Raw genomic sequence first — 15,351 nt, forward strand, 5'->3', positions numbered from 1 at the left:
CTTTTTATTGACCGAGGTATTTGCGGCGGTGATTGAAGCCATTTACTATTTTCATCTCATAATAATAAAAAGCTGCCTCCTTAGAGACAGCTTTTTTAACTGAAATTGTTCCTCTTTGTACCCGATACAAACAGGTTTCCGCTCACCCAGAATCTCCATGGATATTCTCTTGCCTCTCCGCTGTTGTCGATTCCTATTCGCGGTCCCGCAGATGTAAGCTCAGGTTCTCTGCCTTCGGCGATATACAGTGGCGACTCCCATAAAGGACGCCCATAATCTTCTTTTACAATCCCCAATGCTTTCGTCAGTTTCCCGGGCCCATTTGTGAGATCTTGCTCCCTTTTTACCGGACCTCGCCGTTCATACATCAATCTCAGCCCTTCAACCGGCTCTACACCTCTAATTAAAATTGCTTCAGGAGAATCAATCACTCCGCTTACAACATTTACAAGGCAGTGTGTGTGCATGACATATGTATAAGTATAGCCAGCAGGTCCAAACATGACTTCAGTTCTTGCCGTCCGCCGGTTATTGAAGCTGTGTGCAGCCTGATCCCCTGGTCCGATATAGGCTTCCGTTTCAACAATTATTCCTGCAGCAATGCCTTCTGCTGTTTCTTTTACCAGAATTTTTCCGAGAAGAGCCTGGGCCAATTCCAGTGTAGGCTTATTAAAAAAGGACGAATGAATAGGCTGATGAATCATGTTTCCACCTCTTTAAAGATTTCTCTTTAAATCATATCAAATGGAATTAATTCAAGCTAAACTTTATACTCCATAATTATCAGCATACCAGATAAAACGGATTTTCACTCTTTCTCTTTTTTCGAATGGATACTATGAATACATCAAATTTCTTAATATAATTAATTATCAGTTTTATTTTCAGAAAGGCGGACGTCAAATGATCAGGGCAGCCATTATCGGATTAGGTGCAATCGGACAGCGATTAATAAAGAACTTTACAGACCATCCGGATATCATAATTTCAGCTATATGTGACCGGAATGCTGAAGTTACACGTGAAACATCTGAAAGACTTGGAAATGTGTCTTCATTTACTGACCATAAAAAAATGCTTGAAGAAGCAGAAATCGATCTTGTGTATGCAGCAGTTCCACCCAAATTTCATCATCGGATTGTGACGGATGTGATTGCAAAGGGCAAGCATGTCTTATGTGAAAAACCTTTGGCAAACTCCTTGGAAGAAGCAGAAAGTCTTTACATACAAGCAAAAGAAAAAGGAAAAGGAATCGTCCACGCAATGAACTTTCCGTTGAACTATAGTGCAGGAAGCAAAACGTTTGCTTCCCTCATAAAAGATGGCTATGTTGGAAAGCTGAGACGGCTTGAGCTAAAGATGCATTTCCCGGAATGGCCCCGTCCGTGGCAGCAAAATGACTGGGTAGCAAGCCGTGAACAAGGCGGTTTTGTCCTCGAAGTCGGCGTACACTTCATTCAGCAAATTCAAAAAATCTTTGGCCCTGTTCATGTTCTGAATAAATCGGTTCAGTATCCCGAAGATCCAACTGCTTCTGAAATTGGCATTCTGGCTCAAATGGAGCTTCAAGACGGTACGCCTGTCTTTATCGATGGCATGAGTCAGATTGCGGGAACCGAAGAAATCCGATTTACAGCTTATGGGACAGAAGGAACTCTATCCTTGCTGAACTGGTCGGCACTTGAAGGCGGCAAGCTTGGCGAACCTATTCAAAGGATTGATGCCGACAGTTCACTTGCCAATTCTTTAATTGATGAGCTTGTAAAAGCCCTTAAAGGCGAAAAAGCTGAGATTATTGATTTTGAGGCAGGCTATCAGGCACAGAATATTTTAGAAAAATTAAGAGGCTAAGAAGGGTTGATGAAAAATGAAAAATGAAATCATTGAACGATTTACTTCCTATGTAATAATTGACACACAATCTAATGACGGCAGCGAAACATGTCCTTCCACTGAAGGACAGCTGACACTCGCACGAACACTTGCAGAAGAACTGAAAGCAATTGGCTTAGAGGACGTAAGCATGGACGAATTTGGATATGTGATGGCCACTCTTCCATCCAATACAGATAAGCAGGTTCCAACGATCGGCTTTTTGGCACACATTGATACCGCAACTGATTTTACAGGGAAAAATGTGAATCCGCAGGTTCATGAAAACTATGACGGACAGGACATCCTGCTGAATGAAGCAGAACAAGTGACTCTGTCTCCAAAAGACTTTCCCAATTTACTAAACTATCAAGGTCATACCCTTATAACTACAGACGGCACCACTCTGTTAGGAGCTGATAATAAAGCGGGTATTGCTGAGATTATGACAGCGATGGATTATTTGATCAGGCATCCTGAGATCAAACACGGCAAAATCAGAGTGGCTTTTACTCCTGATGAGGAAATCGGACGCGGACCACATAAATTTGATGTGGCTGCCTTTGGTGCGAAATACGCCTACACAGTGGACGGCGGTCCTCTCGGAGAGCTCCAGTACGAAAGCTTCAGCGCGGCAGGGGCTTCCATTACAATTAAAGGCACCAACATCCACCCTGGAACGGCTAAAGGAAAAATGGTGAATTCCATTAAGATCGCAATGGAGCTGCAAAGCAAGCTGCCGGCTGAACAAGCTCCTGAATTAACAGAAGGCTATGAAGGCTTCTTCCATCTTCTTTCTATAAGCGGGGATGTTGAGCAAACGAAGCTAAGCTACATTATCAGAGATTTTGATAAGGAAGAGTTCCAGCAGAAAAAACAAATGATGGCCGGTGCTGTTGATGAATTGAAGGAGAAATACGGAAGCGAACGCATCGTCCTTGAGATGCATGATCAGTATTACAATATGCGTGAAAAAATCGAGCCTGTTAAACAGATCGTCGACATTGCATTCAAAGCGATGGAAAACCTGGACATTCAGCCAATTGTTGAACCAATCCGCGGCGGCACTGATGGATCCCAGCTCTCCTATATGGGCCTTCCTACCCCGAATATTTTTACAGGCGGAGAGAATTTCCACGGCAAGTTCGAATATATTTCCGTTGATAATATGCTGAAAGCAACACAGGTTATTGTAGAGATTGCCAGACTGTTTGAAGAAAAACACAGTTGACTGATTTGATAAATAGGAAACGCTTTGGATGAAAATCCAAAGCGTTTTGGCATTCAATAAGGTAGGGAATTAATTTTTGCCGTTTTCTTCCCCGTCTTCTATTTCTTTTCCTTCACCTTTTTCTTGATCCTTCTCATCTTCTATCTTTTTCTCTTCACCTTTTTCCAGATCCTTCTCATTTTCTATCTTTTTCTCTTCGCCTTTTTCCAGATCCTTCTTATCTTCTATCTTTTTCTCTTCGCCTTTTTCCTGATCCTTCTCATCTTCTATCTCTTTCTCTTCACCTTGTTCTTCAGCCTCGTCCCCTTCTTCTATTTCTTTTTCTTCACCCTGGCCTCCGCCTTGACCTGCTCCTTCACCTTGGCCTCCGCCTTCACCTGCTCCTTCACCCTGGCCTCCGCCTTCACCTGCTCCTTCACCCTGGCCTCCGCCTTCACCTGCTCCTTCACCTTGGCCTCCGCCTTGACCTGCTCCTTCACCTTGGCCTCCGCCTTCACCTGCTCCTTCACCCTGGCCTCCGCCTTCACCTGCTCCTTCACCCTGGCCTCCGCCTTCACCTGCTCCGCCACCTTGGCCTGCTCCTTTACCGCCGCCGTTTGAGAGATTTTTTACCTTGGCATAAGCATAAAGAATAGACTGAAACGTTCTTTCATCAACAGAACCTGTAACAGGAAGACCATGTTTTTTCTGAAAATACCTCACTCCCTGTACGGTTAGATTGTCATATTTTCCTGTGATTTTCCCGGAATAGCTGCCGACTGATTTCAGCATTCCCTGAATGACTGATACATCTGAACCATTTGCTCCTTTTCCAACGGCAGAACCTGCTAATGGCATACCAAATAAAAGGACCATGGCCAAAATAATAGTGCTGATTGCTTTTCTAACATGCGAATTTTTCTTGAACATAACTAAACACCTTCCTTTATATAAATTGTGACGATCTTTACTATTCCCAATATCATTTTTCTACACATGAAAATGAAGAATTTTATTCAAACCACTATTAAAAATATCTCTTGGATCTCTTATTAATCCGAACATAATGACATAAGAACCATTGATATTTTTTTCGTATTTCGGCATTCTTTCATGTATAATTATTCATGATAAATATGGCAAAATTGGCCGTTTTCTGTAAATATTTCTTTGTTCAAATCCGAGCAAACTAAGAGGGAGAATGATATGACAAACACAATTATTCAGTTTAAGCAGGTTACAAAACAATATGACAATGATCCTGCTGTCCTCAATCATGTCAGTTTTGAAATCGAGCGCGGCAAATTTTATACACTTCTTGGTCCTTCAGGCTGCGGCAAGACAACTATTCTTCGGCTGATTGCCGGATTTACTGAAGCTTCTGAGGGAGAAATTCTTTTTAACGGAAAAAAAATAAACGATGTTCCTGCTAACAAACGCCAAGTAAATACGGTGTTTCAGGATTATGCACTGTTTCCTCACTTGAATGTTTTTGAAAATGTTGCATTTGGACTGCGCATTAAAAAAATGAATAATCGGGATATTGAATCGAAAGTAAAAGAAGCCTTAAGCTTTGTAAACCTTGATGGATATGAAAAAAGGGAAATTCGGGAAATGTCCGGAGGCCAGCGCCAGCGGGTCGCAATTGCACGTGCGATTGTCAATGAGCCGGAAGTGATTCTTCTTGATGAACCATTGTCAGCCCTGGACTTAAAGCTTCGCACTGAAATGCAGTACGAACTGCGCGAACTTCAGCAGCGTCTGGGCATTACCTTTATCTTTGTTACCCACGACCAGGAAGAAGCACTCGCGATGTCAGATGAAATTTTCGTTCTGGACAAAGGAAAAATACAGCAAAGCGGGACTCCGACTGATATATATGATGAGCCTATTAACCGCTTTGTTGCTGACTTTATTGGCGAATCCAATATTGTAAAAGGGACCATGCTTGAGGATTACCTTGTAGAATTCACCGGCAGACAATTTGAGTGTGTTGATCAGGGTCTGAACCCAAATGAACCTATAGAGATCGTCATTCGTCCTGAAGATTTGGAAATCACTTCTTTGGAACGGGGAAAACTCCAAGTACGCGTTGATTCCCAATTGTTCCGCGGTGTTCATTATGAAATCAGCAGCTATGACAAGGATGGAAACGAATGGCTCGTGCATTCCACAAAGAAAGCCACTGTCGGAGATGAGATCGGCCTTTATTTTGACCCGGAAGCGATACATGTTATGAGATTCGGTGAGACCGAAGAGGAATTTGACAGACGTTTAGAAGCCTATGCAGATGGAGAAGAGCATGGAAAATAAGCTGACCCGAAATTTGTATATGATTCCCTATGCTCTTTGGATTGCTCTCTTTGTTATTGCACCGATTGTTCTAGTTCTCTATTATTCTTTTATTGATATTGAAGGAAACTTCTCGCTTGCCAATTATCAGAACTTCTTCACACCGGTCTACATGAAAATGACCTTGAGTTCATTTTGGTATGCTTTTTTGATTACAGCTCTTTCCCTGCTTATTGCATACCCAACTGCTTATTTGCTGACTTATACAAAGCATAAGCACCTTTGGCTGCTGCTGATTATTGTCCCTTCCTGGATTAATTTATTGTTAAAAGCCTATGCTTTTCTTGGCATTTTTGGTACGTACGGTGTTGCTAACAGCTTTTTAGAAGCAATCGGCATTGGCTCGCAGCAGTTATTGTTCACCGATTTCAGTTTCATTTTTGTATCGGTTTATATCTTTATTCCATTTATGATTTTGCCTATATTCAATTCACTGAATGAATTAAATCCAACCCTGCTGGATGCAGCGCGTGATTTGGGCGCATCAAGCTGGACCGCCTTCCGCAGAGTCATTTTCCCGCTTACGATTGATGGCGTTAAAGCTGGCTGCCAGCTGGTCTTTATACCCGCTCTTTCCCTGTTCATGCTGACAAGACTGATTGCGGGAAACAGAGTGATCACACTCGGCACTGCGATTGAACAGCATTTCCTTGTGACTCAGGACTGGGGTATGGGGTCGACCATTGCTGTCTTTTTGATTATTTTTATGTTTCTGATTATCTTCCTTACCGGAAATCGAAAGCGGGGTATGTAAGTTGGATAAGAAAATATCCCCTCTATCCAGGATCTTTTTAATTTTGATCTTTCTCATCCTATATACGCCAATTTTTTTCCTTGTGTTTTATTCGTTCAACAGCGGCGGTACGATGTACAACTTTGAAGGATTTACGCTTGATTGGTATAAGGAGCTTTTCACAGATGCGAGGCTGCTGATCATCGTGCTGAACACACTCGTTATCGCCTTGCTGTCAGCACTTATTTCCACCATTATCGGTGTTCTTGGAGCACTTGCCATTCATTCTTTTAAAAGCAGGCAAACCAAAAACACATTGCTTTCATTAAATAATGTGCTGATTGTCAGCCCTGATGTTATTATTGGCGCTTCGTTTCTAATCCTGTTTACGATGGCAGGAATCAAGCTTGGATTTTATTCAGTCCTCTTATCTCATATTGCATTCAGCGTTCCGATTGTTGTCTTAATGGTTCTGCCGAAACTGATGGAGATGAGTCCAACCTTGCTTGATGCAGCAAGAGATCTTGGCGCAAGCAGCTGGAATGTCCTGACTAAAGTGACCTTGCCATTTATCACACCGGGTATTTTTGCAGGATTCTTTATGGCTCTTACGTTCTCTCTTGATGATTTCGCTGTTACCTTTTTCGTAACCGGCAATGGATTCACTACGCTGTCCGTTGAAATCTATTCACTTGCGCGCCGGGGAATCTCATTGAATATTAACGCCTTATCGACCCTGCTTTTCCTTTTCACAGTCCTGCTTGTGATTGTTTACTACTTCATCACGCAGCGAAATAAGCAAAGCGGATTGGGGGTAAGAAAATGAAGAAGCTGATCCGCGTTTTCTTCGCGATTATTCTCGTGTCGGGCATCCTTTTGTATGCTGTTTCAGAGCTGAACTCTTCACAGGGCTACTCAAGCGGCAACACGCTTACGATCTTTAACTGGGGAGACTACATCAATTCCGATCTGGTTGACCGCTTTGAAAAAGAAACAGGCATTAAAGTCATCTATGAGACGTTTGATTCTAATGAGGCGATGATGACAAAGATTGAACAGGGCGGAACGACTTATGATATTGCCGTTCCTTCTGAATATATGATTGATAAAATGAGACAGGAAGATTTGCTTATCCCTTTGGATCATTCAAAGCTTCCGAACTTGAAAAATATTGATGACCGGTTTATGGATTTGCCATTCGACCCTGAAAATAAATATTCCGTTCCATATTTCTGGGGAACTGTCGGCATTGTCTATAATCCAACGATGATAGATGGAAAAAAAATCACGAGCTGGAATGACCTTTGGGATCCTGATCTGCGAAATGAAATCCTGCTGATTGACGGGGCAAGAGAAGTGATGGGAATGGGCCTGAACAGCCTCGGCTACTCTCTAAACGATACAAATAAGGATCATTTAGAGGAAGCAAAACGAAAGCTTGATTCCCTCACTCCAAATGTCAAAGCAGTTGTTGGAGATGAGAGCCGGATGCTGCTTGAAAATCAGGAAGCGGCAATCGGGCTTGTATGGTCTGGGGTTGCATCAGAGATCATGTATGAAAATGAAGATCTGGAGTATGTCGTTCCTGAGGAAGGCTCAAACTTATGGTTCGATAACATGGTTATCCCGAAAACAGCCAAAAATGCGGAAGCTGCCCATCAGTTCATCAACTTCATGCTGGATGCTGAGGTGGCCGCTGAAAACACCGAATATGTCAGCTACTCCACACCTAACAAAGAAGCCTTAAAATACATGCCTGAAGAAATGGTAAACGATGAGCGCTTCTATCCTCCGCCTGAGCTGACGGAAAAACTGGAAGTGTATGAGAACCTTGGCAAAAAGAATTTGGCTTATTATAATGAGCTGTTTTTGAAATTTAAGATGCATCCGAAATAAGAGAAAGGGAGTCCTGGTTTTCAGGACTCCCTTTTCTACTTTTTTGCGCTATTAAGCATTATTTCTTTTTAAACCATTATTTTGCAGATATCATTCGTAAACTCTACCGGATCTTCAATCGGCAATCCTTCGATCAGGAGCGCCTGATTAAATAACAGGTTTGTATAAAGCGCTAATTTTTCTTTATCCTTTTCAAAGGAATCTTTTAAAGAAGTAAATACTTCATGATTTCGGTTAATTTCAAGGATTTTTTCAGCCTGGATATTCTGGCTGTTCGGCATTGCCTTCAGAATTTTTTCCATTTCCGTCGTCACTTCACCTTCAGTTGCGATGCAGACTGGATGAGACTTGAGACGTTTAGAAATTCTTACATCCTTCACTTTGCCGGCAAGAATCGTTTTCATCTCTTCAAAGAGGTCTTTGTTATCTTTCTCTTCTGATTCTGCACCCTTTTCATTCTCGCCTGCTTCTATTCCTAAATCGCCGCTAGAAATCGATTTGAACTCTTTTTCCTGGTAGTTCATCAGCATTCTGATCGCAAATTCATCCACTTCATCCGTGAAATATAAGATATCATAGCCTTTATCAGCCACAACCTCTGTCTGCGGAAGCTTTTCAATCCGGTCATAGCTTTCTCCTGCAGCATAGTAAATGTACTTTTGATCTTCAGGCATGCTTGAAACATATTCATCAAGAGTGATCAGCTTTTTCTCTTTTGATGAATAGAACATGAGCAGGTTCTGAAGATCTTCTTTATTTGCACCAAAATCACTGTAAACGCCATATTTCAGCTGTCTTCCGAAAGAGTTATAGAATGTTTCATACTTTTCTCTCTCATCTTTTAATAAGCTTTGCAGCTGGCTCTTAATTTTATTTTTGATATTTTTTGCAATCAGCTTCAGCTGGCGGTCATGCTGGAGGATTTCTCTTGAAATGTTAAGAGATAAATCCTCAGAATCTACCATTCCTTTTACAAAACTGAAATAGTCAGGTAGCAGGTCTGAGCATTTTTCCATGATTAACACACCATTAGAGTAAAGCTCTAGACCCTTTTCAAACTCTTTAGAGTAGTAATCATACGGAATCTGCTCAGGGATATATAGAATTGCGTTGTATCTGACGGCACCGTCCACACTGATATGGATATGTTTTAACGGTTTATCAAACCCATAACGTTTTTCTGCATAAAAATTCTCGTAATCTTCCGAAGTGAGCTCATTTTTATTCTTTCTCCAAATCGGAACCATGCTGTTGATTGTCTGTTCTTCCAGAACCTCTTCAAACTCTGTTTCGCTGTCTTCTTTGCTTTTTCTCTCCGTTACGTCCATCTTAATTGGGTAGCGGATGAAATCAGAGTATTTTTTAATGATTGCTTTTAACCGGTATTCTTCTAAATATTCATCATACGAATCTTCTTCTGTGTTTTCTTTGATGCTAAGAACAATCTCCGTTCCGACCTCTTCCTTCTCACCAAGCTCAATCGTATAGCCGTCTGCTCCCCCAGAATGCCATCTGTAGGCATCTTCGCTGCCGATTGTTTTCGTTGTAACAGTGATAGCGTCTGCTACCATGAAGGCTGAGTAAAAACCAACTCCAAATTGACCGATAATGTCATGGCCATCTTTCAGCTCGTTTTCACTTTTAAAAGCAAGAGAGCCGCTTTTTGCAATAATTCCAAGGTTGTTCTCAAGTTCTTCTTTTGTCATCCCAATCCCAGTATCTGAGATTGTTAATGTTCTATTTTCCTTGTCTGCCTTAACTTTTATGTAGTAATGGTTCTGGTCAAATGATAGGCTGTCGTCTGTTAAAGCTTTGTAATAAATTTTATCAATCGCATCACTAGCATTTGAAATCAGCTCTCTTAAAAAGATTTCTTTTTGAGAGTAAATTGAGTTAATCATCATTTCCAATAGTCTTTTAGACTCCGCTTTGAACTGCATTTTTTCCATTGTCATTCTCCTTTCAACCTGCTTTTTAGCACTCTTTTTATGAGAGTGCTAACCACTTATTAAATAACATATATTCCCGTTTTGTGTCAATATCCATCTTCGGGATTTCAGCTGGTAGACAAACACTGTTGTTTTTGTTATATTAGTTACCTAGAGTAACTGTTATCTAGGGTAACTATTTATTTAATGAGGTGTTTCCTATAAAAACATATCAAAAGTTTTTTCAGCAGCTTCTGCTGTTATACCGTCCTTTTGAAAACAGACTGAATATGGAGCTTGCCAAACATGATTTATACAGAGCTCAATGGTCTGTTTTGCATTATTTATGGAATTACGGAACAGCTACGCTTGTTGAACTTGCTGATTATCAAAGTGTTGAAAAGCCTACCGTTACAAGAACCATCAGCCGCCTTGAGGAACTGGGATATGTAGAGCATATACCCGGCAAGGATAAGCGCGAAAAGAGAATGCAGCTTACGGACCTTGGGAGAAAGGTATACGGGGTTGTTCGCGTAACAATCGATGAATATGAGCAGGAAATTTTAAAAGGTATTTCAGAAGAAGAACAGCTTGAGGTAATCCGGATCATGGGAGATATTCGGAACAATATTAGAGAGTAAGGGGGCAAAAACATGAATCAGACAACATCCAAATTATGGACGAAAGACTTTATTGTCGTGTCGTCCATCAATTTTTTCTTAACATTAATCTTTTACTTGTTAATGGTGACTATTGCTGTTTTTGCAGTGGATGAATACAGCGCCTCTACGAGTGAGGCGGGACTTGTAACCGGGATTTTTATTATAGGTGCACTGATTGGCCGGCTTTTAATAGGAAGACTCATTGTAACTTTCAGCCGTAAAAAGATCCTGTATACAGGGCTTATCCTGTTTACCCTGACAACAGCCTTTTATTTCTTTGAATTTGGCCTTGGCTTCCTTCTTTTCAACCGCCTTGTTCATGGAATTACACTGGGTATGGCCAGTACAGCAACAGGCACAATAGTAGCACAGATTATTCCCGCTTCGCGAAAAGGGGAAGGCATCGGGTACTACAGTATGAGTGCAACTCTTGCAACAGCCATCGGTCCTTTTATCGGGCTGTACTTGAGCCAGCACGCAAGCTTTCAAACTATCTTTACCTTCTGCGTTGCATTAGGCTTCATCAGTTTAATCATTGCCTTTTTCTTGTATGTGCCCCCGCTTGATAGTTCAGTAAAAAAATCAGAAGTACGAGGATTCAAACTTTCAAATTTTGTAGAGCCAAGTGCTTTGCCGATTGCATTTATTACACTTGCAGCGGCGTTTTGCTATTCAAGTGTTTTGTCCTTTATTAACTTCTATGCGAAGGACATTCATCTTGTCAGCACAGCAAGCTTCTTTTTCATCGTCTATGCGGCAGCTGTATTGGCATCACGCCCTTTTACCGGCCGCTTAATGGACAAAAAAGGGGCAAATTTCATTATGTATCCTGCCTTCCTCTTATTTGGAGCTGGGATGTTCCTTTTGAGCACGGCAAGCACTAGCTTCATTTTCTTGCTTTCTGGTGTTTTGATCGGCCTTGGATTTGGAAACATGCAGTCGGCGACACAGGCGATTGCCGTTAAATTAACGCCTCCTCACCGTATGGGTCTTGCCACTTCGACTTTCTTTATCTTTCTTGATGCAGGTTTAGGGTTCGGACCTTATCTGCTTGGATTTGTCATTCCGGTGACAGGATACAGTACCTTGTATGTGATATTAGGCGTATTAGTCTTTGCCAGTTCTGTTCTTTACTACTTCTTGCACGGGAAGAGGGAAAGTGCGGCATGGGCAAAAGTTAATGCTTCTGCATCAGCTTGATGAGCCGGCAGAAAGAGGACATCCCAAATGGGGATGTCCTTTTTCTTTGAATCTATTAAATTTCAGAATGCTCAAAGACCCCCTATGTTTCCCAAATTCTACATAATCCCTGACTTGGATACTCATAGACCCTCTATGCTTCCCCAAATTCTACTAAACCCCAGACTTGGATACTCATTGACCCCTTATGCTTCCCCAAATTCTACTAAACCCCAGACTTGGATACTCATTGACCCTCTATGCTTCCCAAAATTCTACTAAACCCCATACTTGGATACTCATAGACCCCTTATGCTTCCCCAAATTCTACTAAACCCCAGACTTGGATACTCATTGACCCTCTATGCTTCCCCAAATTCTACAAAACCCCAGACTTGGATACTCATAGACCCTCTATGCTTCCCCAAATTCTACATAAACCCAGACTTGGATACTCATAGACCCCTTATGCTTCCCCAAAATCTACAAAATTCCAGACCTGGATACTCATAGACCCCCTATGCTTCCCCAAATTCTACTAAACCCCAGACTTGGATACTCATAGACCACCTATGCTTCCCCAAATTCTACAAAAACCCAGACTTGGATACTCATTGACCCTCTATGCTTCCCCAAATTCTACTAAACCCCAGACTTGGATACTCATTGACCCTCTATGCTTCCCCAAATTCTACTAAACCCCATACTTGGATACTCATAGACCCTCTATGCTTCCCCAAATTCCACTAAACCCCAGACTTGGATACTCATTGACCCTCTATGCTTCCCAAAATTCTACTAAACCCCAGACTTGGATACTCATAGACCACTTATGCTTCCCCAAATTCTACAAAACCCCAGACTTGGATACTCATAGACCCCCATGCTTCCCCAAATTCTATTAAATCCCAGACTCGGATACGACATTTTCACTAGTCCGCCATTTTTTTGAAATCTTTTCAATATGGTGAGGTGATGTTCGGCAGCAGCCTCCTATTAAGCGGGCACCTGACTTGAACCAGTCTTCTGATAGATGATCCAGTTCAAGACAAGATTTCTGGCCATGCCATGTTTTAGTGTCTGGATTGTAGGCTTCTCCAGAATTCGGGTAAACAATAACCGGGTTTTTTGTATGGCTGCTGATCACTTTTATGGCTTCATTCACTAATTCCAGTGGTGCACAGTTGATCCCAATTGCAGCTATTTGCCCGTCGTCCCCGAAGGTATTTGCACACACCTCGAGCAAAGTGCCATCACTAATCGCTTTCTCATTTTTCAAGGAAAAGGATAGCCATGCATATGTATAGGGAAATTCATTCAATAAAGAACGTAATACTTTTGCTTCTTGAAGAGAAGGAATGGTTTCAAATGCCAGTATATCAGCACCTGCTTCAATCAATGCTGACATTCTGGGACGATGAAAATCTTTTAAAGCCTCATCCGTAACCCCATAGTTGCCTGTATACTCCGAACCGTCTGCAAGATAGGCGCCATAGGGACCGATTGATGCCGCAACCAATGGCTTTGGTCTAATAGCTTCCATTTCTTCCTTCCAAAAATCATCTCTTGCTTTTCTTGCAATCACCACTGTTTTTTTTATTAATTGCACAGCTTCTTCTTCTTCGATTCCCCGCTTCAAGAAACCATCGATTGTTGCTTGATAGCTGGCCGTAATTGCACAGTCCGCTCCCGCACGGAAATAGTCTGAATGAACCTGATAAATCGCTTCGGGGTTTTCCAGTAATATTCGGGCAGACCAAAGGGGATCGTCTAAATCACAGCCATGCTGCTCGAGTTCTGTAGCAAGTGCCCCATCAAGGATCATGACGGAATAGTCACTTAAAATGGTTTCAATTGGATTGAGTTTCTGCTGCATATCCTTCTCCTCTTTTCTTAATAAAATGTGTTGCATAATAGCTTCCATAGCAAAACAAAATAAATGAAATGCCGCAATAGAGGGCAATTCGCTGTGCAGGATCAAATGCGATTCCAACCAAAGATGCTAAACACAGCACAAAAGATGCAATCGGCACCAGGGGATAGAAAGGTGTCCGGTAAACCAGGTCCTTTATCGAATGTCCTTGTTTTATATATTGTCTGCGAAAGAAAAACTGTGACACGCTAATACTCATCCATACGGCAACCACGGCTAAACCTGAAATGGAGACAAGAACTATATATACTGTATCTGGCGCAATAACACTTGAGAACAAAGCCAGGGTGCCGCCAAGCATACTGAAAATCACTGCATATATAGGCACACCGCGCTTTGACACTCTTGCAAAAATAGGTGATATGGTTTTCTTATCTGAAAGTGACCAGAGCATTCTGGAAGCAGCATACAGGCCTGAGTTTGCTGCAGACAAAATGGCTGTTAAGATCACGAAATTCATGATATCTGCTGCATAAGGAATACCGATTCGTTCAAATACAGAAACAAAGGGGCTTTTTAAAACTCCTGAATCTGATGCAGGCAGCAGTGCAGATAAAACAACAATGGTTCCAACAAAAAAGATAATCAATCTCCATAATGTTGTCCGAATCGCCATTGGAATTGTTTTTTCCGGATTGACTGTTTCTCCAGCTGCAACCCCTATTAATTCCGTTCCCGAATAGGCAAAATTCACAGCAAGCATCGTCATAATAACGGCAAATGCACCATTTGGAAATAATCCTTCATTTGTGAGATTCGTAAAGAACGGAGCTGAATTGGAATCCGTCAGAGGAATAAAACCTACAATTGCTGCTCCACCCAAAAGAATAAAAATCACTATGGCAGCGACTTTAATCGCTGCAAACCAAAATTCAGATTCCGCGAAAAACTTAACCGTCACAGCATTTAATGCAAAGATTATCAACGCAAACACCGCACTCCAAATCCAGACGTTAATAGATGGAAACCACCTCTGCATCAGCAGCCCCGCTGCCGTGAATTCTGAACCTAACGCAACCGTCCAAGTCAGCCAATACAGCCAGGCTACAGTATATCCTGTCCCTGGACCAATATATTTAGCGGCATAGCTATGAAAAGCGCCTGTCTCCGGCATATGGACGGCTAATTCCCCCAAACAAAGCATAACGAGATAAACGACCAGGGCACCCACAAGATACGACAGGATCGTCCCAAACGCTCCTGCCTGTTGAATCGTATAACCCGTGCTTAAGAATAAACCTGTCCCAATTACACCTCCAAGAGATAACATGACTAAATGACGAGATTGCATTTTCCTTTGAAATTGCTGCTTAGCTTCCATTTTTACTCCCCTTTTTTCACATCCAAAAAAATGAAAAACGCACTCTTTAAAAAGAGTGCGTTACTGACAAATAAAAGGCACGCTTATCTATCAGGTCAATTCACCCGCTGGAGTTAGCACAGTATCTTAATAGACCTGCTGCTGAGGTTTCAAAGGGCCAGTCCCTCCACCTCTCTGGATAAGAAATTATTTTTTTACTACAATAGCAATCTATTGAATCAATGTCAAGATTAGTATGAATATTCCGTTCACTTATGTATTCTGA

Annotated in this window: 13 protein-coding genes and 1 riboswitch; of the genes, 8 read left to right on the forward strand and 5 right to left on the reverse strand. The window is 41.8% G+C overall.

Going from position 1 to position 15,351, the window contains the following annotated elements:
• Positions 1-95: 95 nt before the first annotated feature.
• Positions 96-704 carry a DNA-3-methyladenine glycosylase gene (locus K8L98_RS24465; protein WP_223438764.1) on the reverse strand — a complete coding sequence of 203 codons (609 nt, stop codon included), beginning with the start codon at positions 702-704 and terminating at the stop codon, positions 96-98.
• A gap of 199 nt (positions 705-903) precedes the next feature.
• Here K8L98_RS24465 and K8L98_RS24470 point away from each other — a divergent pair, with 199 nt between their 5' ends.
• Together K8L98_RS24470 and pepT are read left to right on the forward strand one after the other, a co-directional pair.
• Positions 904-1,851, forward strand: a complete 948-nt coding sequence (locus K8L98_RS24470) for a Gfo/Idh/MocA family protein (RefSeq protein ID WP_223438765.1) — start codon at positions 904-906, stop codon at positions 1,849-1,851.
• A gap of 16 nt (positions 1,852-1,867) precedes the next feature.
• Positions 1,868-3,103: a peptidase T gene (pepT, locus tag K8L98_RS24475; RefSeq protein ID WP_223438766.1), complete on the forward strand. Its 1,236-nt coding sequence runs from the start codon at positions 1,868-1,870 to the stop codon at positions 3,101-3,103.
• A 69-nt stretch (positions 3,104-3,172) separates the two neighbouring features.
• Here pepT and K8L98_RS24480 read toward each other — a convergent pair whose 3' ends face one another.
• Positions 3,173-4,012 carry a peptidoglycan-binding domain-containing protein gene (locus K8L98_RS24480; RefSeq protein ID WP_223438767.1) on the reverse strand — a complete coding sequence of 280 codons (840 nt, stop codon included), beginning with the start codon at positions 4,010-4,012 and terminating at the stop codon, positions 3,173-3,175.
• Between the two features lie 276 nt (positions 4,013-4,288).
• Between K8L98_RS24480 and K8L98_RS24485 the strand changes: the two genes are divergently transcribed.
• Genes K8L98_RS24485 through K8L98_RS24500 form a run of 4 tightly spaced genes read left to right on the forward strand, consistent with a single transcriptional unit; the run spans position 4,289 to position 8,063 of the window.
• Complete coding sequence (locus tag K8L98_RS24485) at positions 4,289-5,395, forward strand: ABC transporter ATP-binding protein (RefSeq protein WP_223438768.1); 1,107 nt, start codon at positions 4,289-4,291, stop codon at positions 5,393-5,395.
• A complete protein-coding gene (locus K8L98_RS24490) occupies positions 5,385-6,188 on the forward strand; it encodes an ABC transporter permease (RefSeq protein ID WP_223438769.1) in 804 nt (267 codons plus the stop codon). The genes K8L98_RS24485 and K8L98_RS24490 overlap by 11 nt, the downstream gene beginning before the upstream one ends.
• Position 6,189: 1 nt before the next feature.
• Positions 6,190-6,993 carry an ABC transporter permease gene (locus tag K8L98_RS24495; RefSeq protein WP_223438770.1) on the forward strand — a complete coding sequence of 268 codons (804 nt, stop codon included), beginning with the start codon at positions 6,190-6,192 and terminating at the stop codon, positions 6,991-6,993.
• Positions 6,990-8,063, forward strand: coding sequence for an ABC transporter substrate-binding protein (locus K8L98_RS24500; RefSeq protein WP_223438771.1), 1,074 nt, complete (start codon positions 6,990-6,992; stop codon positions 8,061-8,063). Before K8L98_RS24495 ends, K8L98_RS24500 begins: the two co-directional genes overlap by 4 nt.
• A 68-nt stretch (positions 8,064-8,131) precedes the next feature.
• Here the strand turns inward: K8L98_RS24500 and htpG are convergent, their stop codons facing one another.
• Positions 8,132-10,012 carry a molecular chaperone HtpG gene (gene htpG, locus K8L98_RS24505; RefSeq protein ID WP_223438772.1) on the reverse strand — a complete coding sequence of 627 codons (1,881 nt, stop codon included), beginning with the start codon at positions 10,010-10,012 and terminating at the stop codon, positions 8,132-8,134.
• A gap of 269 nt (positions 10,013-10,281) precedes the next feature.
• Between htpG and K8L98_RS24510 the strand changes: the two genes are divergently transcribed.
• Together K8L98_RS24510 and K8L98_RS24515 are read left to right on the forward strand one after the other, a co-directional pair.
• Positions 10,282-10,632, forward strand: coding sequence for a MarR family winged helix-turn-helix transcriptional regulator (locus K8L98_RS24510; RefSeq protein ID WP_223438773.1), 351 nt, complete (start codon positions 10,282-10,284; stop codon positions 10,630-10,632).
• A 12-nt stretch (positions 10,633-10,644) separates the two neighbouring features.
• Complete coding sequence (locus K8L98_RS24515; protein WP_223438774.1) at positions 10,645-11,853, forward strand: MFS transporter; 1,209 nt, start codon at positions 10,645-10,647, stop codon at positions 11,851-11,853.
• 880 nt (positions 11,854-12,733) lie between these two features.
• Here the strand turns inward: K8L98_RS24515 and mmuM are convergent.
• Positions 12,734-13,708: a homocysteine S-methyltransferase gene (gene mmuM, locus K8L98_RS24520; protein WP_223438775.1), complete on the reverse strand. Its 975-nt coding sequence runs from the start codon at positions 13,706-13,708 to the stop codon at positions 12,734-12,736.
• Positions 13,683-15,086 (reverse strand): S-methylmethionine permease, encoded by a 1,404-nt coding sequence (gene mmuP, locus K8L98_RS24525; RefSeq protein WP_223438776.1) that lies wholly within the window; start codon positions 15,084-15,086, stop codon positions 13,683-13,685. Before mmuP ends, mmuM begins: the two co-directional genes overlap by 26 nt.
• A gap of 80 nt (positions 15,087-15,166) precedes the next feature.
• A riboswitch (SAM riboswitch) is annotated at positions 15,167-15,271 on the reverse strand.
• Positions 15,272-15,351: the final 80 nt, after the last annotated feature.

It is taken from the genome of Metabacillus dongyingensis (genome assembly GCF_019933155.2).
Lineage (GTDB): Bacteria > Bacillota > Bacilli > Bacillales > Bacillaceae > Bacillus_P > Bacillus_P dongyingensis.

Bases quoted from the DNA above. Each gene is read 5' to 3' on its own strand.
- K8L98_RS24465 (WP_223438764.1), bottom strand. From the start codon at position 704: ATGATTCATCAGCCTATTCATTCGTCCTTTTTTAATAAGCCTACACTG.
- K8L98_RS24470 (WP_223438765.1), top strand. From the start codon at position 904: ATGATCAGGGCAGCCATTATCGGATTAGGTGCAATCGGACAGCGATTA.
- pepT (WP_223438766.1), top strand. From the start codon at position 1,868: ATGAAAAATGAAATCATTGAACGATTTACTTCCTATGTAATAATTGAC.
- K8L98_RS24480 (WP_223438767.1), bottom strand. From the start codon at position 4,012: ATGTTCAAGAAAAATTCGCATGTTAGAAAAGCAATCAGCACTATTATT.
- K8L98_RS24485 (WP_223438768.1), top strand. From the start codon at position 4,289: ATGACAAACACAATTATTCAGTTTAAGCAGGTTACAAAACAATATGAC.
- K8L98_RS24490 (WP_223438769.1), top strand. From the start codon at position 5,385: ATGGAAAATAAGCTGACCCGAAATTTGTATATGATTCCCTATGCTCTT.
- K8L98_RS24500 (WP_223438771.1), top strand. From the start codon at position 6,990: ATGAAGAAGCTGATCCGCGTTTTCTTCGCGATTATTCTCGTGTCGGGC.
- htpG (WP_223438772.1), bottom strand. From the start codon at position 10,012: ATGGAAAAAATGCAGTTCAAAGCGGAGTCTAAAAGACTATTGGAAATG.
- K8L98_RS24510 (WP_223438773.1), top strand. From the start codon at position 10,282: ATGGAGCTTGCCAAACATGATTTATACAGAGCTCAATGGTCTGTTTTG.
- K8L98_RS24515 (WP_223438774.1), top strand. From the start codon at position 10,645: ATGAATCAGACAACATCCAAATTATGGACGAAAGACTTTATTGTCGTG.
- mmuM (WP_223438775.1), bottom strand. From the start codon at position 13,708: ATGCAGCAGAAACTCAATCCAATTGAAACCATTTTAAGTGACTATTCC.
- mmuP (WP_223438776.1), bottom strand. From the start codon at position 15,086: ATGGAAGCTAAGCAGCAATTTCAAAGGAAAATGCAATCTCGTCATTTA.